The 26,093-nt window shown below is 46.0% G+C and carries 23 protein-coding genes; 13 read left to right on the top strand and 10 right to left on the bottom strand.

The annotated features are described in order from the left end of the window. Positions 1–2 precede the first annotated feature (2 nt). The 4 genes from FIV04_RS12310 (at position 3) to luxS (ending at position 5,723) form a co-directional block, all read left to right on the top strand. Entirely contained in the window at positions 3–2,861 is a 2,859-nt protein-coding gene (locus tag FIV04_RS12310; RefSeq protein ID WP_152469281.1) for a pitrilysin family protein, read from the top strand. 99 nt (positions 2,862–2,960) lie between these two features. Continuing rightward, a complete protein-coding gene (gene gshA / locus FIV04_RS12305) occupies positions 2,961–4,529 on the top strand; it encodes a glutamate--cysteine ligase (RefSeq protein WP_032549769.1) in 1,569 nt (522 codons plus the stop codon). Positions 4,530–4,599: 70 nt separating this feature from the next. Beyond that, positions 4,600–5,181 (top strand): hypothetical protein, encoded by a 582-nt coding sequence (locus FIV04_RS12300; protein ID WP_152469568.1) that lies wholly within the window; start codon positions 4,600–4,602, stop codon positions 5,179–5,181. Between the two features lie 23 nt (positions 5,182–5,204). Then, entirely contained in the window at positions 5,205–5,723 is a 519-nt protein-coding gene (gene luxS, locus FIV04_RS12295) for an S-ribosylhomocysteine lyase (protein ID WP_032549766.1), read from the top strand. Positions 5,724–5,834: 111 nt separating this feature from the next. Here the strand turns inward: luxS and FIV04_RS12290 are convergent, their stop codons facing one another. After that, positions 5,835–7,124, bottom strand: coding sequence for an HlyC/CorC family transporter (locus FIV04_RS12290; protein WP_032549765.1), 1,290 nt, complete (start codon positions 7,122–7,124; stop codon positions 5,835–5,837). Positions 7,125–7,250: 126 nt separating this feature from the next. Further along, a complete protein-coding gene (locus FIV04_RS12285) occupies positions 7,251–8,045 on the bottom strand; it encodes an inner membrane protein YpjD (RefSeq protein WP_032549763.1) in 795 nt (264 codons plus the stop codon). Positions 8,046–8,245: 200 nt separating this feature from the next. Between FIV04_RS12285 and ffh the strand changes: the two genes are divergently transcribed. From ffh to rplS, 5 genes are all read left to right on the top strand, one after another. After that, a complete protein-coding gene (gene ffh / locus FIV04_RS12280) occupies positions 8,246–9,637 on the top strand; it encodes a signal recognition particle protein (RefSeq protein WP_032549761.1) in 1,392 nt (463 codons plus the stop codon). Positions 9,638–9,899: 262 nt separating this feature from the next. Then, a complete protein-coding gene (rpsP, locus tag FIV04_RS12275; protein ID WP_004410028.1) occupies positions 9,900–10,148 on the top strand; it encodes a 30S ribosomal protein S16 in 249 nt (82 codons plus the stop codon). Positions 10,149–10,176: 28 nt separating this feature from the next. Continuing rightward, positions 10,177–10,731, top strand: coding sequence for a ribosome maturation factor RimM (gene rimM / locus FIV04_RS12270; protein ID WP_032549760.1), 555 nt, complete (start codon positions 10,177–10,179; stop codon positions 10,729–10,731). A gap of 27 nt (positions 10,732–10,758) precedes the next feature. Beyond that, a complete protein-coding gene (trmD, locus tag FIV04_RS12265; RefSeq protein ID WP_150869263.1) occupies positions 10,759–11,499 on the top strand; it encodes a tRNA (guanosine(37)-N1)-methyltransferase TrmD in 741 nt (246 codons plus the stop codon). A gap of 59 nt (positions 11,500–11,558) precedes the next feature. Next, positions 11,559–11,912, top strand: coding sequence for a 50S ribosomal protein L19 (gene rplS, locus FIV04_RS12260; RefSeq protein WP_032549758.1), 354 nt, complete (start codon positions 11,559–11,561; stop codon positions 11,910–11,912). Between the two features lie 400 nt (positions 11,913–12,312). Here rplS and yacG read toward each other — a convergent pair whose 3' ends face one another. The 8 genes from yacG to nadC form a co-directional block, all read right to left on the bottom strand. Beyond that, positions 12,313–12,510, bottom strand: coding sequence for a DNA gyrase inhibitor YacG (gene yacG / locus FIV04_RS12250; RefSeq protein ID WP_032550156.1), 198 nt, complete (start codon positions 12,508–12,510; stop codon positions 12,313–12,315). Positions 12,511–12,597: 87 nt separating this feature from the next. Further along, entirely contained in the window at positions 12,598–13,338 is a 741-nt protein-coding gene (zapD, locus tag FIV04_RS12245; RefSeq protein ID WP_032550155.1) for a cell division protein ZapD, read from the bottom strand. 32 nt (positions 13,339–13,370) lie between these two features. Continuing rightward, positions 13,371–13,979: a dephospho-CoA kinase gene (coaE, locus tag FIV04_RS12240; RefSeq protein ID WP_152469279.1), complete on the bottom strand. Its 609-nt coding sequence runs from the start codon at positions 13,977–13,979 to the stop codon at positions 13,371–13,373. A 3-nt stretch (positions 13,980–13,982) separates the two neighbouring features. After that, the gene (locus FIV04_RS12235; RefSeq protein ID WP_152469278.1) at positions 13,983–14,852 is read right to left on the bottom strand and encodes an A24 family peptidase; all 870 of its coding nucleotides are present in this window, start codon (positions 14,850–14,852) and stop codon (positions 13,983–13,985) included. A 59-nt stretch (positions 14,853–14,911) separates the two neighbouring features. Further along, positions 14,912–16,141 (bottom strand): type II secretion system F family protein, encoded by a 1,230-nt coding sequence (locus FIV04_RS12230; protein ID WP_172974246.1) that lies wholly within the window; start codon positions 16,139–16,141, stop codon positions 14,912–14,914. Between the two features lie 46 nt (positions 16,142–16,187). Further along, positions 16,188–17,873 (bottom strand): type IV-A pilus assembly ATPase PilB, encoded by a 1,686-nt coding sequence (gene pilB, locus FIV04_RS12225; protein ID WP_152469277.1) that lies wholly within the window; start codon positions 17,871–17,873, stop codon positions 16,188–16,190. Further along, complete coding sequence (locus FIV04_RS12220; protein WP_152469276.1) at positions 17,874–18,305, bottom strand: prepilin-type N-terminal cleavage/methylation domain-containing protein; 432 nt, start codon at positions 18,303–18,305, stop codon at positions 17,874–17,876. A gap of 253 nt (positions 18,306–18,558) precedes the next feature. Continuing rightward, positions 18,559–19,449, bottom strand: a complete 891-nt coding sequence (gene nadC / locus FIV04_RS12215) for a carboxylating nicotinate-nucleotide diphosphorylase (RefSeq protein ID WP_032550149.1) — start codon at positions 19,447–19,449, stop codon at positions 18,559–18,561. A 148-nt stretch (positions 19,450–19,597) separates the two neighbouring features. Between nadC and ampD the strand changes: the two genes are divergently transcribed. The 4 genes from ampD to aceF all read left to right on the top strand — a co-directional run bounded on the left by ampD (position 19,598) and on the right by aceF (position 26,008). After that, positions 19,598–20,146, top strand: a complete 549-nt coding sequence (ampD, locus tag FIV04_RS12205; protein WP_152469275.1) for a 1,6-anhydro-N-acetylmuramyl-L-alanine amidase AmpD — start codon at positions 19,598–19,600, stop codon at positions 20,144–20,146. 448 nt (positions 20,147–20,594) lie between these two features. Continuing rightward, the gene (gene pdhR, locus FIV04_RS12200) at positions 20,595–21,362 is read left to right on the top strand and encodes a pyruvate dehydrogenase complex transcriptional repressor PdhR (protein WP_032550147.1); all 768 of its coding nucleotides are present in this window, start codon (positions 20,595–20,597) and stop codon (positions 21,360–21,362) included. Between the two features lie 56 nt (positions 21,363–21,418). Next, entirely contained in the window at positions 21,419–24,082 is a 2,664-nt protein-coding gene (gene aceE / locus FIV04_RS12195) for a pyruvate dehydrogenase (acetyl-transferring), homodimeric type (protein ID WP_152469274.1), read from the top strand. A gap of 12 nt (positions 24,083–24,094) precedes the next feature. Next, entirely contained in the window at positions 24,095–26,008 is a 1,914-nt protein-coding gene (gene aceF, locus FIV04_RS12190) for a pyruvate dehydrogenase complex dihydrolipoyllysine-residue acetyltransferase (RefSeq protein ID WP_152469273.1), read from the top strand. Positions 26,009–26,093: the final 85 nt, after the last annotated feature.

Here is a 26,093-nt window from a genome sequence, read left to right as displayed (position 1 = left end):
CTATGAAGAAGGTTTTACTGGGTACATTTTCTCTTATTGCCCTTGCAGGGTGTTCTCATCAAGTACCTAGCTCAACTTCCCTGTTTTCTTCCCTGCCAGAAGGCATCACGCTTGTTGATGAGGTGAAACCTTCTAGCGATAAAGTTGTGATTCCATACACCAAGTATCAGTTGGAGAATGGTTTAACTGTCATCCTTTCACCGGATGATTCTGATCCCTTGGTACATGTTGACGTGACTTACCATGTCGGCTCTGCGCGAGAAGAGATAGGTAAATCCGGTTTCGCTCATTTCTTTGAACATATGATGTTTCAGGGCTCTGAAAACGTAGGTGACCAAGAGCACTTTAAGATCATCACGGAAGCGGGTGGTACCTTAAACGGCACCACCAATCGAGACCGAACCAACTACTTTGAAACCGTGCCATCAAACCAACTAGAGAAAATGCTGTGGTTGGAATCTGATCGTATGGGATTTTTGCTGGATGCGGTTTCTCAACGAAAATTTGAAATTCAGCGAGATACGGTGAAAAACGAGCGCGCTCAAACCTACGAAAACCGTCCTTATGGCTTAATGTGGGAGCGTATGGGAGAAGCGCTCTACCCTGAAGGTCACCCATATTCGTGGCAACCAATCGGTTATGTTGAAGATCTCGACCGCGTTGATGTTAACGATCTTAAAGCCTTTTTCCTTCGTTGGTACGGCCCAAACAATGCGGTACTGACTATCGGTGGTGACATTGACGTAGAAGACACACTTGAGTGGGTGAATAAGTACTTTGGCCCGATCCCTAAAGGGCCAGAAGTTGAGAAAGCTGAGAAGCAACCAGCAGTCCTAACGGAAGACAAATACATTACGCTTGAAGACAACATTCGCCAGCCAATGGTTTTAGTCGGTTGGCCAACGACTTATCGTGGTGAAGAAACACAGGCGACATTGAATGCCTTGTCTAATGTTCTTGGTAAAGGGACCAACAGCTACTTGTATCAAAACCTAGTCAAAACCCAGAAAGCCGTCAGCGCGGGTTCATTCCATGATTGTGGCGAGCTTGCATGTACTCTTTATGTTTATGCGATGGGCGACTCGGGTAAGAAGGGCGACCTGACCGTATTGAATCAAGCACTATTGGATACGCTAGATAAGTTCTCTAAAGAGGGCGTGACTCAAGAACGTCTTGACCAAATTACGGGTATGGCAGAAGCCAATGCGGTGTTTGCGCTGCAAAGTGTTCGCGGCAAGGTATCGCAACTCGCTTCGAATGAAACCTTCTACGGGCAGCCAGATCGTATTGAGTCACAACTAGAACAAATTCGAGCTGTGACCCCTGAGAGTGTAACTCAAGCTTATAAAGACTTTGTCCAAGATAAGCACAAAGTGACGTTAAGCGTTATTCCTCGCCGTCAGCTTGATTTAGCCGTGCGTGAAGCGACATTTGTGACGCCACCTCGCACGCTACCTGAATATACCAAGGTAACTGAAGATCAGTTGGAGTTTAGAAAGGCACCTAATACCTTTGATCGCAGTGTGATGCCAGAGGTCACTTTTGGTGTTACCGCTACTATGCCTGAGTTGTATCGCGTCCACTACGCCAATGGTGGTGAACTGATTGGTACTGTGACGACAGAAACACCAACGGTACAACTTCAATTCCAGCTGCCAGCCGGTGAGCGTTACGTTTCAAAAGGTCAGGAAGGTTTAGCGAACCTAACCGCAGCTATGATGGAAGAGGGCTCAACGCAGCGCTCAGTTGAAGAGTTGCAAGCGACACTCGATAAACTGGGTAGCAGCGTCAGTATTAGCGCGGGTAGTTATACCACCGATATCTCAGTGTCATCGCTTGAGAAAAATCTAGCGCAGACACTGGCGATTGTAGAAGAGGTGCTGTTCTCTCCTAAGTTTGATGAACAAGACTTCGAACGAGTGAAGAGACAGATGCTAGAGGGAGTAGTGTATCAACATCAACAACCGAGCTGGATGGCATCCCAGGCCACACGCGAAGTGTTGTTTGGCGATAGCCTGTTTGCCCGTTCAAGTGATGGTACTGAGGCGTCTCTAAAGTCGTTAACACTGGATGATGTAAAACAGTTTTACAATCAGCACTATACTCCTGAAGGGGCGAATATTGTTATTGTAGGCGACATCTCGAAAAGAGAGGCTGAAAAGCAGCTAAACTTCTTTAAAGAGTGGCAAGGCGATGCAGCTCCATTGACGCGCCCACAGATCATTACGCCGTTGGAAAGCCAACATCTGTATTTGGTCGACAAGCCAAATGCACCACAGAGTATTGTTCGCTTGGTGCGTAAAGGTCTTCCTTTTGACGCGACTGGCGAGCAGTACTTAGCTCAATTGGCGAACTTCAACCTTGCAGGTAACTTCAATAGCCGAGTGAATCAGAACCTACGTGAAGACAAAGGCTATACCTACGGGGCAAGTGGCTACTTCGCAAGTAATCGTGAAACAGGGGCGGTAGTATTTAGTGCCCAAGTTCGTGCTAATGCGACAGTTGCCTCTATTCAAGAGTTCGTTAATGAGCTCAATGAGTTTAGCCAGAGTGGATTAACTGATGAAGAGGTGAAATTTATGCGCCTTGCCGTCGGTCAACAAGATGCACTCAAATACGAAACACCAAGCCAGAAAGCGGGACTGCTAAGTAACATCGTGACCTTAGGTCTTGATGAAGACTACCTTAAGCAGCGCAACGAGATAGTCGACAACGTCTCTAAAGAGCAGCTTAATGAGCTCGCTAAACGCTGGTTTGATCCGAATGATTATCAAATTATTGTCGTGGGTGATGCAGCTTCACTGCGTCCACAACTAGAAAAGTTAGATATTCCCATAGAAGAGCTTGAAATCATTCGTTAGAGTACACATTAATGGGGGAGAAAAGAGAGAAGCTGTTTTTCTCTCCCAACCAATTATGATAGTTCTAATCAGAACGATATAAGATAAGTGAACTGAATTTTGACTGATTTTGCTGCGCGACTGAAGCAAGTTGCAACCAACCCAAAGACCTTTTCTCAGTTTGGTCGTGGTGTTGAGAGGGAAACGCTCCGCTACAAGGAAGATGGTCGTCTAGCGACTGGTCCTCACCCTGAAGCTTTAGGTTCTGCGTTAACCAACGAGTGGGTAACGACGGACTTTTCTGAATCGTTACTCGAATTCATTACGCCGGTCTCGAATGACGTTCCGACATTGCTGAACCAGTTATCAGACATTCACCATTTTACTCAAACCAAGTTAAATGGCGAAAAGCTATGGCCACTGTCTATGCCTTGTTACGTAGGTAGCGAGGATGACATTCAGCTGGCTCAATATGGCACGTCGAACACGGGTAAGATGAAGACTCTATACCGTGAAGGTTTAAAGCGCCGTTACGGTAGCCTGATGCAGATCATCTCAGGGGTTCACTTTAATTTCTCGTTCCCAGAAAGCTTCTGGGATAGCTTGTTTGGTGAGCAAACTGAACAAGAGCGTAGCGACGCTAAATCGGATGCGTACTTCGGTTTGATTCGTAACTACTACCGTTTTGGTTGGTTGATCCCATACTTCTTTGGTGCGTCACCAGCTCTATGCTCTTCATTCATCAAAGGCCGCGAAACCAAACTACCGTTTGAACAGCTAGGTGGCACTTTGTACCTGCCAAAAGCAACGGCACTGCGCCTAAGCGACCTTGGCTACACTAACAGTGCTCAAAGTGTGCTTAAGATTGGTTTCAATAGCCTGGACCAATACCTTGAAGGGCTGAACAAAGCGATTCGCACACCATCACAAGAGTTTGCTGAAATCGGCATTAAGGTTGACGATGAATACCGCCAACTGAATAGCAACGTTCTGCAGATTGAAAATGAACTGTACGCACCAATTCGTCCTAAACGTGTGGCTAAAAGTGGTGAGAAACCGTCTGAAGCGCTAGCGCGCGGCGGTGTTGAGTACATTGAAGTTCGTTCATTGGATGTTAACCCGTTCAGCTCAATCGGTATCACTGAGCAGCAGGTTCGCTTCCTAGACCTATTCCTAACTTGGAGTGTTCTATCTGAGTCTGCTGAGATGGACAACTGTGAACTTGAGTGCTGGCGTGACAACTGGAACAAGGTGATCCTTGAAGGTCGTCAAGTGGGTCTTGAGCTGCAAATCGGTTGCCACGGCGAGAAACTGTCGCTGCAAGATTGGGCGAAGCGCGTCTTTAAAGATCTTCGCGTGATTGCAGAATTGATGGATGCTGAGCAAGGTGGTCGTGCTTACCAAGAGACATGCGACACCCTAGAAGCTTGGATTGATAATCCAGAACTGACGATCTCTGGCCAACTACTAGAAGAGACTAAGAAGCACGGCGGTTTAGGCAAGGTTGGCTGTGAGCTAGGTAAAGAGTACGCTCAGAAGCACCGTGATCACCAATACCAAGTCTACTCAGCAGAGCTGATGGAATCTGAGGTTGCACGTTCAGTGATGGCGCAGAAACAGGTCGAAGAGGCGAGTACTCAAGACTTTGATAGCTTCTTAGCTGATTACTTCTCGTACCTTAAAGCATAGCGAGTTTGTGGTGGAAAGGATTCAAGCCGTATCAAGTAACAAGCGTCGTCAGCTGCTATCTTGGGTTACTATGGGTGTTGCTGTTAGCCTCTTAGCTGGTTGTGCAACCCCTCCGCCTAAGAAGCAAGACAACCTGTGCAGTATCTTTCGAGAGAACCCGTCTTGGTATGACGATGCCGTCGATATGCAAGAAGAGTGGGGCACGCCAATTAACGTGGCGATGGCGTTTGTGAAACAAGAGAGTAGCTTTCGTCACGATGCCCGCCCACCGAAAGATTACCTGCTAGGCTTTATCCCATGGGGGCATGTCAGCAGTGCTTATGGTTATGCTCAGGCGCAAGACCCTGCTTGGCAAGACTTTCAAAAAGCGACAGGGCATGGTGGCTCTCGAACGAATTTTGATGACTCGCTAATGTTTATCGGTTGGTACACCAATGAAACACGCCGTCAATTAGGGCTCTCTTTGTGGGACCCATACAATCAGTATTTGGCTTATCACGAAGGTCGTGGTGGCTACAAACGTAAAACCTATAACAGCAAGCCGTCATTAATTAAGGTGGCGCGCAAAGTTGAGAAGCAAGCGAAAGATTATGGTTGGCAATTGAAACAGTGCCGCCAAGAACTGGAAGACAACCGGAGTTGGTTTTTCTAAACCGACCGTCATGGAGAAAAAGAATGCCTTTATTAGATAGTTTTACTGTGGATCACACACGCATGAATGCACCTGCAGTACGTGTGGCAAAAACGATGCAGACTCCTAAGGGAGATACGATCACAGTATTCGATTTACGTTTTACTGCACCCAATAAAGATATCCTGTCAGAGAAAGGAATTCACACTCTTGAGCACCTTTACGCTGGCTTTATGCGTGCGCACCTAAATGGCGAGCAAGTTGAAATCATCGATATCTCACCAATGGGTTGTCGTACGGGTTTCTACATGAGCCTGATTGGTACACCTTCAGAGCAGCAAGTCGCTGATGCTTGGTTAGCAGCAATGGCTGACGTGCTGAAAGTTGAGAGTCAAAACAAGATTCCTGAGCTGAATGAATACCAGTGTGGCACAGCAGCGATGCACTCTCTAGAAGAAGCAAAAGAGATTGCTAAGGCTATTTTAGATGCTGGTATCTCAGTGAATAAGAATGATGAGCTGGCACTACCAGAATCTATGCTTAAAGAGCTGAAGGTAGACTAAGTTCATTTTATCGTTCGTGAATTAAAAAAGCCCTGTTCTGAACTGACCCCATAAGGGTAAAGTTGAACAGGGCTTTTTGTTTGTCTACTACATTGTGTCTATCGAGTGACACTATGTATTAAAGCTGGTGGTCTCTTGCATTATTTGAGGGAAAACACGAACCAGCTTAATCCGGTTCTCTTCTAGCTCTACAATCTCCATTGGGTGACGCGCAACTTGAACACTTAGGTGACTTTCTGGAATGTCTTCTAGGTGCTCTAGGATCAAACCGTTGAGAGTTCTTGGGCCATCGGTCGGCAAGCTCCATTGAAGCCCTTTGTTGATGTCTCGAATATTAGCGCTGCCTTCAATCAGGAAGCTCCCGTCGCTTTGCGGTGTGATCTCTTCCGACAGGCTCGGTGCAATCGAGGTTGTAAACTCACCAACAATCTCTTCCAAGATATCTTCTAGTGTTACAAGGCCATTGATATCGCCATACTCATCAACAATCAAACCGATACGTTGCTTATTACGTTGGAACTTTAGAAGCTGAATATTGAGTGGTGTTGCTTCAGGAATAAAGTACACCTCATCAGCTGCGCGCAGCAGTGTCTCTTTGTTGAATTCATTTTTTTCTAGCATCAAGCGGTACGCTTCACGCAATCTCAACATACCCACTACTTCATCGATTTGATCGCGGTACAGCACGATGCGGCCATGAGGAGAGTGGGTCAGTTGTCGAACGATCGACTTCCAGTCATCATTGATGTCGATGCCCGTGATCTCGTTGCGTGGCACCATGATGTCATTCACCGTGACGTGCTCTAAATCGAGAATAGACACCAACATATCTTGGTGGCGCTGTGGAATCAGAGTACCTGCTTCATTCACCACCGTTCTTAATTCTTCAGAGCTGAGGTGGTCCGTCGCATCGTGATCTGCTTTTACGCCGATGATGCGGATAAAACCGTTAGTGATGAAGTTAACCAGCATGACAAGCGGCGAAAGAACCTTCATCAGTATCGTTAATACAATACTGCTGGCGTAGGAGACGCGCTCAGGGTAAAGAGAGGCGATGGTCTTAGGGGTTACTTCAGCAAACACAAGAACCACTAGGGTTAAGGCACCGGTTGCGATTGCCACACCAAGGTCGCCATAAATACGCATACCTAAGATAGTTGCGATGGCTGAAGCGAGAATATTAACGAGGTTGTTGCCGATAAGGATAAGACCGATAAGGCGGTCAGGTCGGCTTAAGAGTTTTTCTACACGACGCGCACCCTTATGACCCGATTGGGATAGGTGTTTCAAACGGTAGCGGTTCAAGGACATCATGCCCGTTTCAGAACCAGAGAAATAACCAGAAATTACAATGAGACACGCGAGTAGCGCAAATAAGATACCCGTAGATATGTCGTCCAAAACTATTACTTTCCTAAATTTGTATCTTGATTAATTTATGACCGATGCAGGTCGAGATGTCAACCGAATGTAAAGTATGCCATACATTAAAGGCAAGGTGTGTACCTTGCCTTTTATAGCGAACTATTAATTCAGGATGATTTCTTGAACAAAGCGACTACCGAAGTAGGCCAGTGTTAGTAAGGTCGCACCCGCTAGCGCAAACCAAGTTACCTTCTGGCCGCGCCAACCTTTTTTGTAATGACCCCAAAGCAGTATTGAGTAGATCACCCAAGCGATAAAAGAGAGCACCGCTTTGTGTGCTTTACCTTGAGCGAACATGTCTTGAACAAAAATAAAGCCAGTAAGAAGCGTACCCGTAAGCAGGCCGTTGCCGATAAGAATAATCTTGAACAGCTGTCTTTCAACCATCATAAGTGGTGGTAGGTTTGGGTTGATGACCAGTGCCTTCTTCTTCTTAAGCTTGTAATCGAGCCACGCCAGTTGCATCGCATACAGAGCACCGATGGTTAGAGTTGCGTACGAGAACAGTGCTAATGAAATATGCATCAGCAGTTTAGGGTCGTTCTCTAGGTGCTTAATAAAGGTGCTTGGGAGAAATGCAGCGGCCAACAGGTTTAGAGCCGCAAAGCTGTACACTACAGGGAGAATAAACCAGAGGCGGTTTTTAAGCATTGCTCCACTCATTACCAACGAGATAATAAAGCTGATCAATGAGGCAACATTGAGAATACTGAGGTTTTGACCGCCGGCGTTAAAGATTAAGTCGCCCAGCAACCACGCATGAAAAGCGATAGCAAGAAACGCGCTCACCAGTACCGTTTTGGCACGGATTCCTGTTTGGTGTACAAGACCTGGGATGATCGTGGATATAGCCATTGTGTATAGAAAGGCTGCTGCGATCGCAATTAGACTGTCCATGGTATCCATTTAAATGATTACTAATTCGCGAATTATACCCTGCATCGCCCTTTTGGGCTATGGTGAACCTCACTCATTTATTAGTGAACAGCGCCCTATATCACACACCGCTATTATTAACCGCTGACAACGGGTGTGACTCTATTCCACGCTAATGTATACTCTCGGTAATAGTCGCAGGATTGAGCGAAGAGAAAACTATGTTTGATAATTTAACGGATCGTCTATCCAAAACGCTGAAGAATATCAGCGGTAAAGGTCGTCTGACCGAAGACAACATCAAGGATACGCTACGTGAAGTACGTATGGCGCTACTGGAAGCCGACGTTGCACTACCGGTTGTCCGTGATTTCGTAAAGCGCGTTAAAGAAGGCGCGGTAGGTGTTGAGGTTTCTAAATCTTTAACTCCTGGCCAAGAATTTATTAAGATCGTTCAGGCTGAGCTTGAAGCGGTAATGGGTGAGTCGAATGAGGCTCTTAACCTTGCTGCGCAACCGCCAGCAGTGATCTTGATGGCTGGTCTACAAGGTGCGGGTAAAACCACATCGGTAGGTAAGCTATCTAAGCTACTAACTGAGCGTGATAAAAAGAAAGTACTGGTTGTTTCTGCCGACGTTTATCGCCCTGCGGCGATCAAACAGCTTGAAACATTAGCTGCAGATGTTGGCGTGGATTTCTTCCCGTCTTCTGCAGATCAAAAGCCTATTGATATCGCGAATGCAGCGATTGATCACGCGAAGAAGAAATTCTACGACGTGCTACTTGTCGATACCGCGGGTCGCTTAGCCATCGATGAAGAGATGATGGGTGAGATCCAAGAGCTTCACACTGCGATTAACCCAGTTGAGACGCTGTTTGTTGTTGATGCAATGACAGGTCAAGATGCGGCGAATACAGCGAAAGCCTTTGGTGATGCACTACCGCTAACTGGTGTGATCCTAACTAAGGTTGATGGTGATGCACGTGGTGGTGCGGCGCTTTCTGTTCGTCATATCACAGGTAAGCCAATCAAGTTCTTGGGTGTGGGCGAGAAAACCGACGCGCTAGAACCATTCCACCCAGATCGTGTTGCTTCTCGTATCCTAGGTATGGGTGATGTTCTGTCTCTTATCGAAGATCTACAGAAGAACGTAGACCAAGATAAAGCAGAGAAGCTGGCTAAGAAGTTCAAAGAGAAAAAAGGTTTCGACCTTGAAGACTTCCGCGAGCAGCTAGGTCAAATGCAAAACATGGGCGGCATGATGGGCATGATGGATAAGCTTCCAGGCATGTCTCAGCTACCAGACAACGTAAAAGATAAAGTTGATGACAAGATGTTCAAGCAAATGGAAGCGATCATCAACTCTATGACCATGAAAGAGCGTCAGCGCCCTGAGCTTATTAAAGGCTCACGCAAGAAACGTATTGCAGCAGGTTCTGGTACTCAGGTACAAGATGTTAACCGTCTGCTTAAGCAGTTCACCCAGATGCAGAAGATGATGAAGAAAATGCAGAAAGGTGGCATGAAAGGCATGATGCGTAACATGCAAGGTATGATGGGTGGCATGGGCGGTGGTGGCATGGGTGGCGGTTTTAACCCATTCGGCCGTTAAGTCCTTCTTCCTATTAAGTTTGAGCTATCACCACCTAAGTTTGCGTAGTCAGTGAAATGCTCGCTGCGTTACTTTTCAGAGTGTTAGCTCTGTCACAGAAAGTGTACAGAGACTCTGTTGGCGAAAAAATAGCTAAACCCCTTGCATTGCCCCGGAATAAGAGTAAAATTCCGGGGCTTTAATTTGGCACGAGACCCCAAGTTATTTATTGATAAGTAGCTTCTGGGGTTAATTTATTTATTAAGAAAGCAAAGAGGACGACATGGTAACCATTCGTTTGGCACGTCACGGCGCTAAGAAGCGTCCATTCTATCAAATCGTAGTAGCGGACAGCCGCAATGCAGCAACTGGCCGTTTCATCGAGAAAGTAGGTTTCTTTAACCCTACTGCTCAAGGTCAAGAAGAAGGTCTACGTCTAGACCTAGATCGCGTTAACCACTGGGTTGGTCAAGGCGCATCTCTATCTGACCGCGTAGCTAAGCTAGTTAAAGACGCTCAAAAAGCGGCTTAATTTTACTTTAAAGTAGAAGACATAGCTTATGTCGATGAAGGATAAAGAAACGATGAGCAAGCAAGACGAAAAAATTGTTATGGGCAAGTTTGGTGCTACCTATGGCATTCGCGGCTGGCTGAAAGTTTTTTCCTACACAGACAATGCTGAAAGCATATTCGATTACACCCCTTGGTACATTAACCAAAAGGGTAAGTGGGTTGAGTTCAATGTTGAAAGCTGGAAGCGCCATAACAAAGGTATGGTGTGTAAGCTTGAAGGGCTTGAGGTTCGTGAAGAAGCTCATACTCTGACTAACTTTGAAATCGCTGTAGACCCGGCATCACTACCTGAATTGTCAGAAGATGAATTCTACTGGCGTGAATTGTTTGGTATGCAAGTTGTTACCACTAAGGGCTATTCCCTTGGTGAGGTCACTGACCTATTAGAAACTGGCTCAAACGATGTTCTAGTGGTGAAAGCAAATCTTAAAGATGCTTTTGGCCAAAAGGAACGGTTAATCCCGTACCTTGAAGAGCAAGTGATCAAAAAAGTTGATCGCGAAGCTCAACGGATCGAAGTTGACTGGGATCCTGGATTCTAATTCCAAAATTACAGAGCGAGAGAACACATGTGGGTTGGCGTAATTAGCCTTTTTCCTGAAATGTTCCGTTCTGTTACTGATTTTGGAGTAACAGGTCAAGCGGTTAAAAAAGGTCTTTTATCGATTGAGACATGGAATCCTCGCGATTTCACTCACGATAAACATCGCACTGTTGATGACAGACCTTACGGTGGTGGTCCTGGCATGTTAATGATGGTTCAGCCTTTGCGCGACGCTATTCATACTGCCAAGCAAGCATCACCGGGGAAGACGAAAGTTATCTACCTTTCACCTCAAGGTCGCAAGCTCGACCAGAAAGGTGTTGAAGAGCTGGCAACAAATGAGAATTTACTTCTTATCTGTGGCCGCTATGAAGGGGTAGATGAGCGCATCATTCAATCAGAAGTCGACGAAGAATGGTCGATTGGTGATTTTGTGATGACGGGTGGCGAACTGCCAGCTATGACGTTAATTGACTCGGTCTCACGGTTTATTCCGGGAGTCCTAGGTGATTTCGCGTCAGCAGAAGAGGATTCTTTTGCAAATGGTTTGCTAGATTGCCCTCACTATACGCGCCCTGAGGTGCTAGACGACAAAGAAGTGCCTTCGGTACTCAAGTCTGGAAACCATAAGGACATTCGTCGCTGGCGATTAAAGCAATCGCTAGGCCGTACTTGGCTAAGAAGACCAGAACTCCTGGAAAACCTAGCTCTGACTGACGAACAGGAACAATTACTGGCTGAATTCATTAAAGAGCAGCGCTCTTAACGAAAAGCAAGCAGTAACCTATTAAATTTAGTATCAGTTTATTCTAGGAATTTATACAAATGAGCAACATCATTAAAGCTCTTGAAGAAGAGCAACTAAAATCAGACCTTCCTAAATTCGCACCAGGTGACACTGTTGTAGTTCAGGTTAAGGTAAAAGAAGGTGACCGTGAGCGTCTACAGGCTTTCGAAGGCGTTGTAATCGCTATTCGTAACCGTGGTCTTCACTCTGCATTCACAGTTCGTAAGATCTCGAACGGTGAAGGTGTTGAGCGTACGTTCCAAACTCACTCTCCAATGGTTGATAGCATTGAAGTTAAACGCCGCGGTGCAGTACGTCGTGCCAAGCTGTACTACCTACGTGAGCGTTCTGGTAAGTCTGCTCGTATTAAAGAGAAGCTTGCTAAGAAGTAATTCTTTTTGCATTCTATCGATAAAAGCGGAGCCATTTGGCTCCGCTTTTTTGTGCGCGTTATTTAGAATTTCGAAAGCAAGAGGTCCCCAACTCGCTCGTTCCTCACTCTTGGGGATGACGAATGTAGTAGGATGGTGGGTATTTATTGTAAATAGGCTGCGCTTAAGGCGGCAGTGATGAACTTAATTTTAAAGCCCGGAATAACCGTCATTCCCTAGACTGACGAAGGAAGGAGTAGGGAATCTCTTTTGGCAAACACCAAACAATCGGCAATAAAAAAGGATTGACGCAAACGCCAACCCTTTAATAATTCTTCTCGAATCTCGAATCTCGAATCTCGAATCTCGAATCTCGAATCTCGAATCTCGAATCTCGAATCTCGAATCTCGAATCTCGAATCTAGTACTGATCTTCCGACCAACCATCACTATCCGACATATCAGGGGCACCAGCGATACTGTTCTCTTCGTCGGCCCACTCACCGAAATCAATCATCTGACACTGCTTGCTACAGAAAGGGCGATGTGGACTCTGCTCACCCCACTCAACATCAGTCTGACATTGTGGGCATTTAACGATGGTGATTTTCTTAGACATAATGGTTCTTAGTTGGGTGTGGTTCTAGAATTGTAGGCCTGAGCATGGCTCAAGCCAACTTTAATAAGGTATTTAGCGACAAATAAGCTAGCTGCAGACAGCTAGCTCAAATTCGATATCTTGAGTGCACGCCTGGCCGCTTTCAAAGCACATAAACTTCACGGCAAAGCGGTTTTTGTGTCCTGAAATCATTGGGTAAGCGCCATATTGCATTGGAATTGAGAGGCGTAAGATATTGGCCTCTTCAGCATCGCTCTGGAAGAAGCCTGCACGAGCGATTTGTGGTTGGAAGTGACCCGTTTCACGAGTTAGCTTTAACCATAGGGTTAGCGCGTCATACAGAGGCTGTAAGCTGTCCATCCAAGCTTTAGCATCGTTCATTCTCTTATCGAGAGGGAGGTGCAGCCAGTAGTGCAGAGCCGGTAAGTCAAAGCAACATGAACCACCCGGAAGGTTGAAACGCTGACGAATGGCACTCAAGAAGCGATCTTCTTTCAAAGACTGACCAAAGCGTTCAGCCAGCATTAGCTCACGGTAGATGCTGCCGATGTCTTCTAGCAGTGAAGTGAGCATCTCCTGATCGACGCCTTCTACATTGAGCCAGCTCTTGTACGTTACACGCTGTTTCTCAATATCTTTTGCTAGTTCACTCTTTAGTTGAATTTGCTCAAAGATTTCGATCAAATCGAAGATTGAACGAAAGAACAGCTGGTACTGCTGAGCATCTGAAAATGTTGAAGACAGGTGCAGTTGCCTCAAGAGGGATTCCACTCTTAAGTAGATACGTGTTTTCTCATTTAGAGGATGTTCAAATTTATGAGTGATCATCAAGCAAACCTTCATTCAACATAAGACTATTTTTACCGATCTTGTGTGCTTATTGCTAGATACTTTTGATGTAAATCTGTGATTTGAGGCAAAAGATCTTGGTTTTTAGTATGGTTTTTAATCACGTCGTCCGCAACCGCTAAACGCTGCTCTCGTGAAGCTTGTGATTTGAGGATCGCTTTGACCTGTTCTTCAGAGACATTGTCTCGGTTCATAGTGCGTTCAATCTGAACTTCTGTAGGAACATCAACAATTAAAACGCGATCTGCCATACCTTGCATCTGGTTTTCAATCAGTAAAGGTGCAACGAGTAAACCATAGGGAGAGCGAATGTTTGTCAGCCCTTCTTCAATCTTATTGCGGATCATTGGGTGAAGCAGTGCATTCAACCAAGTATTGTCTTCTGGATTACTGAAGATCTGCTCACGAAGCTTAGCTCGGTTGAGGGTACCGTCTTCTAAAAGGATCGCTTCGCCAAAATGTTCAGCAATCTGGCGTAGTCCGTCACTGCCGACTGCTACGACTTCACGAGCCACGATATCGGCATCGACAATATCGATATTGAAGTGCTCTTGAAATAGGTCTGCAACGGTGGTTTTTCCGCTAGCAATGCCGCCAGTGAGGCCAATAATGGTCGCCATAAATTAAATTCCTAAAACCGAAGTAAAATACCAAGCCATAATGTTCTCGCCCCAAATCAAACTTATCCAACCGGCAATGGCGAGGTAAGGACCAAAAGGAAAGGCTTTGTCGATGCCTTGCTGTTTCAATCGCAGCTGAATTAAGCCAAATACAAGACCGACAAGTGAAGAGGTCAGTATGATCATCGGTAGGTGTTGCCAACCAAGCCAAGCCCCTAATGCTGCAAGGAGTTTGAAATCGCCATAGCCCATTCCCTCTTTGCCTGTAAGGAGTTTGAATAGCCAGTAGACTGACCATAGAGCCAGATAGCCTGCCATTGCTCCTATTACAGAATCTTGGAGGGAGATAGGACTAATGCCAAACAATGCAAGCGCAATCCCTGACCAGACCAATGGTAGAGTGATTTGATCAGGCAGTAGCATGGTGTCAAGGTCGATGAAGGTCGCCGCGATCAAAGCAAAGGTAAAAAAGATCAGTGCGATTGCGTAGTAACTAAAGCCAAAGTGAACCGCGACAAAGCTACACATCACTGCAGTGAGTAGCTCTACGAAAGGGTAGCGTGGACTGATTGGGTTCGAACACTTTCGACATTTGCCTTTCAAAAATAACCAGCTGAGTACCGGAATATTATCGATGGCTCGGATCTGCGTTTCACACTTTGGACATGTCGAACGAGGCACGCTGAGGTTATACGTCCCCTTTGGCATCGGAATCTTATAATCAGGAAAGCTCTCAGAGCACTCTTGTTGCCACTCTCGCTCCATCATAATTGGTAAACGATGGATAACGACGTTGAGAAAACTACCGATGAGTAGGCTGAAGATAAAAGCTAATACGGGGAATAGCCAAGGATAGTAGTGAAATACTTCCATAGAGTCCTGTCCACTGGGGTCTAACTGGCGAGAGCCATGAGTGTGTCATTGATTATCGCCTATCCTAACACACTCATTAGATTAAAGATCGGTAAGTACATCGCAACCACTAAGCCACCCACTACTGAACCCAGAAAAACGATGATGACCGGCTCTAAGATTTTGCCTAAGTTATCGACGGTATCGTCTACTTCAAACTCATAGATGGTCGCAACCTTGGTGAGCATCTCGTCTAGGTTGCCAGACTCCTCGCCTATCATCACCATCTGCAATACCATTTCAGGAAAGGCCTGGCTGTTGCGCATTGCGATATACATCGGCATCCCTGCAGCTGTCTCTTTATGGATCTCTGTAATGGCGGATTCAAAATGTATGTTACCTGTGGTTTTAGCGGTAGTTCTGAGGCTGGTTAGGATCGGGATGCCAGAGCTAAAACTGGTTGATAATGTGCGGCTGAATTTGGCGATGGAAGCTTTGGCTATGACCCCTCCTATGATAGGAAGTTTGAGTCCTAATCTGCTAAGGGCCAGCCTTATGGAATAGGAGCGCTTGCGAGCTTGAATGACAAAGAGAATAGCACCTGCAAAGCCAAGCAAAGTATAAAGGCTGTAAGCTTGCATCCAGTGCGATAGCGCCATCACCTTTGCGGTGAACCAAGGGAGATCGGCACCAAAGCCTGAGAACATAGATTCAAACTCAGGGATCACCATTGTCAGCATTAGAAATGAGACCGTTAAAGCGGTGACAACCACCATCACCGGGTAGATGAGCGCTTTTATGACTTTTGATTTTAAGCGTTCACTTTTCTCTCGATAGTTAGCCAGCCTTTCAAAGACCTCAGCGAGATTTCCAGACAGTTCTCCGGTTGCCACAAGGTCGGTATACAAGCCATCAAAATGACGGCTTGCAGTTCTCATCGCTTTTGATAGAGGGGTCCCCGCTTCAACGCCTTTGCAGATCTGCGACAAGATCGATTTCATCTCTGCTTTTCTATGATTATCTGACACCAACTTGATGGCTTGGATTATAGGGACACCAGTTCCTAGCATGGTTGCCAGTTGGCGTGAGAGCAGAGTGATGTCTTTTGCTTTGACCCTATGGGTTAGGCGAGTCAGCGCCGAGATGCTTTTTTTCTTTATCTTCTTAATCTGGATGTGCTGTCCGCGCAGCTTGTCTCTGACTTCAAGTTCCGTGAGAGCCAAGGTTTGCCCTGACACTTTTTTCCCTGAGCTGTTAACGCCTCTCCAGTGATAATTCTTGAGTTGTGATTGTTTGGGTTTGATTGCCATAAAATTCACACCGATGTAGGTAGAGAGTTAGATAGAAATAAAACGTCTAGAGATAGAGGACGCGTTGCAATTCTTGATAGCTAGTGACCCCGGACAACAATTTCTCTAAGCCCGAATCTCGGAGTGTTTGCATGCCTTCTTGTTTAGCTAGGGCTTCTACCTCAATCGCATTTGGGTGAGATATGAGGCTTGCTTTCAGCGTGTCAGTGAACGGCATCACTTCATAGATACCCACACGGCCTGAATACCCTTGATTGCACTCGTTACAGCCGTTCGGGTTTGCTTTAAAGAACCTATGGTTAGCATCAATGTTGTGATGGTGATAAATGGTTTGGTCATCGTCTTCAATTTTGCAATGTGAGCATAGTCGTCGAGCGAGACGTTGAGCAATGATGAGGCTCAATGATGAAGCCAAGTTAAAATGCTCAATCCCCATGTGAGTAAGGCGTGTAACCGTCTCTGCTGCTGAATTGGTGTGTAGCGTTGAGAGCACTAAGTGACCGGTTTGGGAAGCCTTAATCGCAATCTCGGCTGTTTCAATATCGCGTATTTCACCAACCATCACGATATCCGGATCTTGGCGCAGAAAAGATCGCAATGCTTCAGCAAATCCAAAGCCTATCTTTGGTTGTACTTGCACTTGATTGACGCCGCAAAGGTTAATCTCAACTGGGTCTTCAGCGGTAGAGATGTTTCTTTCTGAGGTATTGAGGATTCGAAGTCCAGTATAAAGCGATACCGTTTTGCCACTACCGGTAGGCCCAGTCATAAGAATCATGCCTTGTGGGCGTTTCAGAGCATTAAGGTAGAGTGTCTTTTGTTGCTCACTATAGCCTAGGATGTCGATATCAAGATTGGCAGCGCTGCTATCGAGTAGACGAAGCACAATTTTTTCACCCCAAAGTGTTGGCAGAGTAGAGACGCGCATATCGATAGCGATCTCTTGATTGAGCCTTAACTTAATCCGACCATCTTGAGGTAAACGTCGCTCCGCGATATCAAGCTTGGATAGGATCTTCAGGCGAGCAGACAGTCGTCGACTTAGGTGCGCTGCCGGTTGTTGGGTTTCGATTAAGATGCCATCGCACCGTAGGCGGACTCGGTAGTACTCTTCATAAGGCTCGAAATGGATATCAGATGCCCCTTTACGCACCGCATCGACTAGGATTTGATTGATAAAGCGACTGACGGGCGAGTCATCTTGGCTAAGGTCTTCGACAGTGCTGACCTCATCGTCAGAAATTTCCACTAAGTGAGCGAGTTCATCTTGGGTTATCTCTTTACGATTGCTATCACCATTGGTAATTACTTTGCCGTAAAGCCGCCGAATGGCACCTTCAAGTGTGTGATAGTTTGCAACCACCAGTTCAATCTGAAGTCCAGTGGCAAAACGAAAGTTATCTTCAGCTTGTAGGTCAGTTGGGTCGGCAGAGGCTAAGGTCAGCGTAGATGCTGACTTGGCGATCGGTATGACTTGGTGCTGAGTGATGAGTTCGCGCAGCCCGAGCTGTTCGCATAACAGCTCGTAATCGTAATCCGCTAGCGAAATTAAAGGTAAACCAAAGATATGTGCTGTGTATTCGGCAAGGTCATCGGCGCTAAACAAGCCATGCGCGATTAAAGCTTCTGGCGTTGAGCCACCAGAAGCTTGCAAGTGCTCCACTACGGCTTGTTCTTGAGTCAGGCTAAGGTGGTTAGCCTGACGAAGGACAGTGGGGAGGTTGGTTAACACTTATGAGCAGCCATCAACTTCAATTGCAGGACTTGTATTGTTCGCACATACCCAAGGAGTAACAGGAGTTTTCGAAAATTGAATGTTACCTGAGGCTGCTTCACCTGTTGAAAATGTAAAAGTGAGTGTAGATGTTGCTGTTGAAGCTGCACCAGCCCCCACAACAGAAGCTGAAATAGTGCCAAGAGGGTTCATCGTCGAACTTCCCCCGAAATTAGCTAAGTCCGTAGTCGTTGCTGAATTGTTTTGAGCGTATAAGTCTGCATTAGTGAGTAGTGACCGCAGTGTGGCAAGTGCAGATGATGCAGCAGATTTAGCAACATAATCCTTGTATGCTGGTACAGCGATAGCTGACAAAATGCCAATAATCGCCACTACAATCATCAACTCAATTAACGTAAAACCTTTCTGCTTTGTTTGTCTTTTTTTCATTGTTCTAATCCATTTATTGTCGGTTACAGTGCAAGCACCAGATGAATTAGAGAATAAGAGTCGATATCTAGGTGTGGAATGGCGTTCAGAGAAGGGCGCGAGTCGCTTTGAATTTATTGGTGACTTGTTTCATATGCTGCATAAGATTATGCGATCAAGTTAGATAAGGTGTCTCAATTGTGAAATGCTAGCAATAAAAAAGGCACCTTAGTAAACGGTGCCTTTGATGTCAAATGTGTTTTTAATCAATAGATTACGCTTTGAAACGCATCGAAAGATCCATTGCTTTTAGATGTTTAGTCAATGCACCTACTGAAATGTAATCAACACCGGTTTCTGCAAACTCAGCGATGGTGTCTAGAGTCACGTTACCTGAGTTTTCTAGAGCGGCACGACCTGCGTTGATCTTAACCGCTTCACGCATCATGTCTGTGGTGAAGTTATCCAGCATAATGATGTCCGCACCTGCGCTGATCGCTTGCTCAAGCTCTTCTAGGCTCTCGGTTTCAACTTCAACAGGTTTACCTGGGTTAAGCTCTTTTGCTGTAGAGATTGCTTTCTCGATACCGCCACAAGCGATGATGTGGTTCTCTTTAATTAGGTAGGCATCGAACACGCCGATACGGTGATTGAAACCGCCTCCACATGCCACTGCGTATTTTAGTGCACTACGCAGACCTGGGATTGTCTTGCGTGTATCAAGCAGACGACACTCTGTGTGAGCGATTTTTTCTGCATAAACGGCCGTTGTTGTCGCACAACCTGATAGCGTTTGGATGAAGTTCATCGCGTTGCGCTCGCCCGTTAGTAGAGCACGAGCTGGGCCAGATAGTGTACAAAGAGTTTGGTTCGGCTCAACTTTGTCACCATCTTGCACATGCCACTCGATAGTCACTTCACCGCCTAGCTGTTTGAATACTTCGTCAGCCCAAGCTTGACCACAGAAAATACCGTGTTCACGCGTAATGATGGTTGCGCTGTTAACCGCATCCGCTGGAATTAGACTTGCAGTGATGTCAGCCGCTGGATCCAGTGTACCGCCTAGGTCTTCTTTGATTGTTTCTGCAACTGCGCGAGAGATCTCTAGTGGAAGCTGCTCTTTTAAGTAGTCAAGGCGTTGGTGGCTGTTATGTGTGTTTTTCATCGCAAATCTAATCTTGAAAGGGAGTGGGGTAGGAATGATACTCTTGCTTCACTGCAAATTAAAGGGTTGAGCCCGCCTTGAGTTAGGTCGAGCTCACACTGATAGCCATTATATATTGAGCAATAAAAGAGTAAGGAGCATGGCGTTTATGATGATCAGCGAAACTGGGTGGTATAGCGCCGCGAAACATCTACCTTCTCCCTTCTATGACGCCCGCCCTCAACAAGACGATGTCTCTTTGCTGGTGGTGCATAATATCAGTCTGCCGCCTGGTCAGTTTGGTGGACCTTATATCGAGCAGTTCTTTACGGGTAAGCTCAATCCAGAGGAGCATCCGTTCTTTAAAGTGATTCACAAAATGGGCGTATCTGCGCACTGCTTAATTCGTAGGAGCGGAGAGATTGTCCAGTTTGTCTCTTTTCTTGATCGTGCTTGGCATGCGGGTCAGTCGAGCTTTGCTGGCCGAGAGCGTTGCAATGATTATTCGATTGGCATTGAGCTTGAGGGGACGGATTTTGTTGCCTACAGCGAACCTCAATATCGTGCATTGGCAGAGCTAACCGATGCGATTACCCAGCTTTTTCCGCAAATCACGGCGGAGCGTATTACAGGGCATCAATACATTGCCCCATTAAGAAAAACCGATCCGGGGCTCTCTTTTGATTGGGTGAAGTACCGTCGACGCTTAACTCTGTAGTGATTCTGATAATCATATATTGGCATATTAATTTTTACGCCAATGTTAAAGGCTTGTAATCGTTCTGGATGCAGGCCTTTTTTATTCCCTCAAGAGTGTGATGAATCTTTCAAAAGGCCAGATGTGACCAATTGTTAATAGGATTTATTCCCAATCTGTGCGCTTGGTTTGAATTTTAATCAAGGCAGCCTAATCAATCTGAAATATTTCATTTTTATCCTGAAACTTTCTAGCACGAACACTCCCCAAAAGTATTAACGCTGTAAATGGTAAGACCAATTTGGTTGCTGTTTTAAATTTCATTTGTTAAATCATGGTTAATTCACACTGTGTTCTATGATTCAGGTCAATTTTCAGCTGGACAGTGGCGTTTTAATTATGTTAATTTCTGCATCAATTAAAATTGGTATTACCAATTACCAGCAAATAAAAAGAAGAACAGCAAACTATGGCTTATCAAAGGATTCGTCAGCCAAAACTCTCTGATGTTATTGAAAAAGAGTTGGAAAGGTTGATTGTGGAAGGAACACTGGCGCCCGGGCAGCAACTGCCGCCAGAGCGTGAACTGGCTAAACAGTTCGATGTGTCTCGTCCTTCGATCCGAGAAGCGATACAACGTTTAGAAGCCAAGCGCTTACTAACTCGCCGTCAAGGTGGGGGAACGTTCGTCAGTGAAAATATCTGGAAAAGCTTTTCAGATCCGCTCCTGAATTTGTTGTCCACTCACTCCGAAACCCAACTAGACTTGTTGGAATCGCGTCATGCGATGGAGGGAATTTCTGCTTACTTTGCTGCGCTGCGTGGTACCGAAGAAGACTTTGCTCGAATTCAAGCATGCCAAGATAACATTCGAGGCGCGCAAGAAAAGGCCGATATTGAAGCTGAATCGGCAGCTGTGATGGCTTTCCTTATCGCTTTAACGGAAGCGGCTCATAACGTAGTGCTTTTGCATATCGTTCGCAGTTTAGCTCCGTTACTTGAGCAAAATGTCTTAGAAAATCTAAAGCTGTTGCATCGTCGAAAAGACGTTGTGGAAAAAGTGAGTATACATCGAGCTAACATCGTGGATGCGATTGTTTCTGGCCAGCCTGAGAAGGCGCGTGAAATGTCACATTCTCATTTAGCTTATATCGAAGAAACATTGCTGGATTTGACCAGAGAAGAGTCGCGTCGCGAACGTTCACTGCGTCGAATTCAACAGGGTAAAGAGTCGTAATTCTACGGCTTTTTACGTGTTTAGTAGAATCCAACTAACAAAAAGGATAGATCGCCATGTCTGACATGAAGCATGACGTTGATGCTCTGGAAACTCAAGATTGGTTACAAGCTCTTGAGTCAGTAGTACGTGAAGAAGGTGTAGAACGTGCACAGTTCCTACTAGAAACAGTTCTAGAAAAGGCACGTTTAGACGGCGTTGATATGCCAACTGGTATCAACACTAACTACATCAACACCATTCCAGCAGCACAAGAGCCGGCTTACCCTGGTGACGTAACTCTTGAGCGTCGTATTCGTTCGATTATTCGCTGGAACGCAATCATGATCGTATTGCGCGCTTCTAAGAAAGACCTAGACCTAGGTGGTCACATGGCTTCTTACCAATCAGCGGCTGCTTTCTACGAAGTATGTTTCAACCACTTCTTCCGTGCTCCAAACGAGACGGACGGTGGCGATCTAGTTTACTACCAAGGTCACATCTCTCCAGGTATCTACTCTCGTGCGTTCCTAGAAGGTCGTCTAACTGAAGAGCAGCTAGATAACTTCCGTCAAGAAGTAGATGGTAAAGGTATCCCTTCATACCCGCACCCTAAACTAATGCCTGAGTTCTGGCAGTTCCCAACAGTATCTATGGGTCTTGGTCCAATCTCTGCGATCTACCAAGCTCGTTTCCTTAAGTACCTAGAAGGCCGTGGTCTTAAAGATACTTCTGCTCAACGTGTATACGCTTTCCTAGGCGACGGTGAGATGGATGAGCCAGAATCACGTGGTTCTCTATCTTTCGCAGCACGTGAAAAGCTAGACAACCTAACATTCCTAATCAACTGTAACCTACAGCGTCTAGATGGCCCTGTAATGGGTAACGGTAGCATCATCCAAGAACTAGAAGGCCTATTCAAAGGTGCTGGTTGGAACGTTGTTAAAGTTATCTGGGGTAGCAACTGGGATGCACTACTTGCTAAAGATACGTCTGGTAAACTACTGCAGCTAATGAACGAAACTGTAGATGGCGACTACCAAACATTCAAATCTAAAGATGGCGCGTACGTACGTGAGCACTTCTTTGGTAAGTACCCAGAGACAGCTGCACTAGTTGCAGACATGACTGACGACGAAATCTTCGCTCTTAAGCGTGGTGGTCACGAGTCTTCTAAGCTATACGCAGCTTACAAAAACGCGGCAGAAACTAAAGGTCGTCCAACAGTAATCCTAGCTAAGACTGTTAAAGGTTACGGCATGGGTGAAGCGGCTGAAGGTAAGAACATCGCGCACCAAGTTAAGAAGATGGACATGACTCACGTTCTACACCTACGTGATCGTCTAGGTCTTCAAGACATCCTAACTGACGAAGCAGTGAAAGAGCTTCCGTACCTGAAACTTGAAGAAGGTTCAGCGGAGTACGAATACCTACACGCTCGTCGTAAAGAACTAAAAGGTTACACGCCACAGCGTCTACCTAAGTTCACTCAAGAACTACAAATCCCAGAACTAGAAGAGTTTGCACCGCTACTAAGCGAACAGAAGCGTGAAATCTCTACTACGATGGCATACGTACGTACACTAAACATCCTTCTGAAGAATAAAGGCATCGGTAAAAACGTTGTTCCTATTATCTGTGACGAAGCGCGTACGTTCGGTATGGAAGGTCTGTTCCGTCAAATCGGTATCTACAACCCGCACGGTCAGAACTACACTCCTCAAGATCGCGACATCGTTTCTTACTACAAAGAAGCGACATCAGGTCAGGTACTACAAGAAGGTATCAACGAACTAGGTTCAATGGCATCTTGGGTTGCTGCTGCTACTTCTTACAGCACAAACGATCTGCCAATGATCCCGTTCTACATCTACTACTCTATGTTCGGTTTCCAACGTGTTGGCGACATGGCATGGATGGCTGGTGACCAACAAGCTCGTGGTTTCCTACTAGGTGCTACTGCTGGTCGTACTACGCTTAACGGTGAAGGTCTACAGCACGAAGATGGTCACTCGCACGTACTAGCGAACACTATCCCTAACTGTATCTCTTACGACCCAACATTCGCTTACGAAGTTGCAGTTATCATGCAAGACGGTATTCGTCGCATGTACGGTACTGAGCAAGAGAACGTGTTCTACTACCTAACAGTAATGAACGAAAACTACGCAATGCCAGCAATGCCAGAAGGCGCTGAAGAAGGCATCCGTAAGGGTATCTACAAGCTTGAGTCTTACGCTGGTGACAAGTCTAAAGTTCAACTAATGAGCTCTGGTACTATCATGAACGAAGTACGCAAAGCTGCAACTATCCTAAGCGAAGAGTACGGCATCGCGTCTGACGTGTTCTCTGTAACATCGTTCAACGAGCTAACTCGTGACGGTCAAGATGCAGAGCGTTACAACATGCTTCACCCAGAAGGCGAAGCGAAAGTACCTTACATCGCTCAAGTTCTTGGTAACGAACCAGCAATCGCTGCGACTGACTACATGAAGAACTACGCTGAGCAAGTACGTGCGTTCATGCCAACTGAGTCTTACAAAGTACTTGGTACAGACGGTTACGGCCGTTCTGACAGCCGTGAAAACCTACGTCGTCACTTCGAAGTTAACGCAGGCTACGTAGTAGTTGCTGCCCTAACTGAGCTAGCTAAACGTGGTGATGTTGAGAAGTCTGTTGTTACAGAAGCAATTGCTAAGTTCAACATCGATACAGAAAAAACAAACCCGCAATACGCATAAGGTAGAAAAACAATGGCAATCGAAATTAACGTACCTGACATCGGTGCTGATGAGGTTGAAGTAACTGAGATTCTAGTAAACGTTGGCGACAAGGTTGAAGAAGAACAGTCACTGATCACTGTTGAAGGCGACAAGGCTTCAATGGAAGTTCCTGCGTCTCAAGCGGGTATCGTAAAAGAGATCAAAGTTTCTGAAGGCGATTCAGTAACAACTGGTTCTCTAATCATGATTTTCGAAGCCGAGGGTGCAGCGCAAGCTGCACCTGCTCCTGCGGCAGAAGCAGCTCCAGCAGCGGCTCCAGCTCCAGCAGCAGCGGCAGAACTGAAAGAAGTTCACGTTCCAGATATCGGTGGCGACGAAGTAGAAGTTACTGAAATCATGGTTGCAGTTGGCGATGCAGTAGAAGAAGAGCAATCTCTTCTAACTGTTGAAGGCGACAAAGCATCAATGGAAGTTCCTGCACCATTCGCTGGTACAGTTAAAGAAATCAAGATCGCTTCTGGTGACTCAGTATCAACTGGTTCTCTAGTGATGGTATTCGAAGTAGCAGGCTCTGGCGCTCCAGTAGCAGCTGCTCCTGCAGTTGAAGCGGCTCCAGCAGCAGCACCTGCAGCATCAGCAGAAAAAGAAGTAAACGTTCCTGATATCGGCGGTGACGAAGTAGAAGTTACTGAAGTAATGGTAGCGGTTGGCGACACAGTAGAAGAAGAGCAATCTCTAATTACTGTTGAAGGCGACAAAGCTTCAATGGAAGTTCCAGCTCCATTTGCTGGTACAGTAAAAGAGATCAAGATTGCAGCTGGCGACAAAGTAACGACTGGTTCTCTAATCATGACTTTCGTTGTTGAAGGCGCAGCACCTGCTCCTGCAGCGGCTCCTGCTCCTGCAGCGGCTCCTGCTCAAGCGGCAGCACCTGCTCCAGCAGCAGCTCCAGCTCCAAAAGCTGAAGCTCCAGCGGCGGCACCTGCAGCTAACGACTTCCAAGAAAACAACGATTACGCACACGCGTCTCCTGTTGTTCGTCGTCTTGCTCGTGAATTTGGCGTTAACCTGTCTAAGGTTAAAGGTACTGGTCGTAAGAGCCGTATCCTTAAAGAAGACGTTCAGTCTTACGTTAAAGATGCACTTAAGCGTCTTGAGTCTGGTGCTGCGGCATCTGGCAAAGGCGGTGACGGCTCTGCTCTTGGTCTTCTACCTTGGCCAAAAGTTGACTTCAGCAAGTTCGGCGAAACTGAAGTTCAGAAGCTTTCTAAGATCAAGAAGATCTCTGGTGCAAACCTACACCGTAACTGGGTAATGATCCCTCACGTTACACAGTGGGACAACGCAGACATCACTGAGCTAGAAGCATTCCGTAAAGAGCAGAACGCAATCGAAGCTAAGAAAGACACTGGTATGAAGATCACTCCACTTGTGTTCATCATGAAAGCTGTTGCTAAAGCGCTAGAAGCGTTCCCAGCGTTTAACTCTTCTCTTTCTGAAGATGGCGAAAGCATCATTCTTAAGAAGTACGTAAACGTAGGTATCGCAGTAGATACTCCAAACGGCCTAGTTGTTCCTGTATTCAAAGACGTGAACAAGAAAGGCATCTACGAGCTATCTGAAGAGCTAATGGCTGTGTCTAAGAAAGCACGTGCTGGTAAGCTAACTGCAGCTGACATGCAAGGCGGTTGTTTCACAATCTCTAGCCTTGGCGGCATCGGCGGTACTGCATTTACGCCAATCGTAAACGCTCCAGAAGTAGGTATCCTAGGTGTATCTAAGTCTGAAATGAAGCCAGTGTGGAACGGCAAAGAGTTCGAACCACGCCTACAACTTCCACTATCTCTATCATACGACCACCGTGTGATCGATGGTGCTGAAGGTGCACGCTTCATTACTTTCCTAAACAGCGCACTATCTGACATTCGTCGTCTAGTACTGTAATTTAGAAAGTAAATATTAAGGTGGCTTTCGGGTCACCTTAATTCTTTATACAAAGTATTTTTTAGAGAACAGTTCCCGCTTTTCT

This window comes from Vibrio sp. THAF190c, from assembly GCF_009363355.1.
GTDB classification, from domain to species: domain Bacteria; phylum Pseudomonadota; class Gammaproteobacteria; order Enterobacterales; family Vibrionaceae; genus Vibrio; species Vibrio fortis_A.
The sequence above is the reverse complement of the archived record's forward strand: the minus strand, read 5'-3'. Positions and strand labels throughout refer to the sequence as shown.

Bases quoted from the DNA above. Each gene is read 5' to 3' on its own strand.
- FIV04_RS12310 (WP_152469281.1), top strand. From the start codon at position 3: ATGAAGAAGGTTTTACTGGGTACATTTTCTCTTATTGCCCTTGCAGGG.
- FIV04_RS12300 (WP_152469568.1), top strand. From the start codon at position 4,600: ATGGGTGTTGCTGTTAGCCTCTTAGCTGGTTGTGCAACCCCTCCGCCT.
- luxS (WP_032549766.1), top strand. From the start codon at position 5,205: ATGCCTTTATTAGATAGTTTTACTGTGGATCACACACGCATGAATGCA.
- FIV04_RS12285 (WP_032549763.1), bottom strand. From the start codon at position 8,045: ATGGACAGTCTAATTGCGATCGCAGCAGCCTTTCTATACACAATGGCT.
- ffh (WP_032549761.1), top strand. From the start codon at position 8,246: ATGTTTGATAATTTAACGGATCGTCTATCCAAAACGCTGAAGAATATC.
- rpsP (WP_004410028.1), top strand. From the start codon at position 9,900: ATGGTAACCATTCGTTTGGCACGTCACGGCGCTAAGAAGCGTCCATTC.
- rimM (WP_032549760.1), top strand. From the start codon at position 10,177: ATGTCGATGAAGGATAAAGAAACGATGAGCAAGCAAGACGAAAAAATT.
- trmD (WP_150869263.1), top strand. From the start codon at position 10,759: ATGTGGGTTGGCGTAATTAGCCTTTTTCCTGAAATGTTCCGTTCTGTT.
- rplS (WP_032549758.1), top strand. From the start codon at position 11,559: ATGAGCAACATCATTAAAGCTCTTGAAGAAGAGCAACTAAAATCAGAC.
- yacG (WP_032550156.1), bottom strand. From the start codon at position 12,510: ATGTCTAAGAAAATCACCATCGTTAAATGCCCACAATGTCAGACTGAT.
- zapD (WP_032550155.1), bottom strand. From the start codon at position 13,338: ATGATCACTCATAAATTTGAACATCCTCTAAATGAGAAAACACGTATC.
- coaE (WP_152469279.1), bottom strand. From the start codon at position 13,979: ATGGCGACCATTATTGGCCTCACTGGCGGCATTGCTAGCGGAAAAACC.
- FIV04_RS12235 (WP_152469278.1), bottom strand. From the start codon at position 14,852: ATGGAAGTATTTCACTACTATCCTTGGCTATTCCCCGTATTAGCTTTT.
- FIV04_RS12230 (WP_172974246.1), bottom strand. From the start codon at position 16,141: ATGGCAATCAAACCCAAACAATCACAACTCAAGAATTATCACTGGAGA.
- FIV04_RS12220 (WP_152469276.1), bottom strand. From the start codon at position 18,305: ATGAAAAAAAGACAAACAAAGCAGAAAGGTTTTACGTTAATTGAGTTG.
- nadC (WP_032550149.1), bottom strand. From the start codon at position 19,449: ATGAAAAACACACATAACAGCCACCAACGCCTTGACTACTTAAAAGAG.
- ampD (WP_152469275.1), top strand. From the start codon at position 19,598: ATGATGATCAGCGAAACTGGGTGGTATAGCGCCGCGAAACATCTACCT.
- pdhR (WP_032550147.1), top strand. From the start codon at position 20,595: ATGGCTTATCAAAGGATTCGTCAGCCAAAACTCTCTGATGTTATTGAA.
- aceE (WP_152469274.1), top strand. From the start codon at position 21,419: ATGTCTGACATGAAGCATGACGTTGATGCTCTGGAAACTCAAGATTGG.
- aceF (WP_152469273.1), top strand. From the start codon at position 24,095: ATGGCAATCGAAATTAACGTACCTGACATCGGTGCTGATGAGGTTGAA.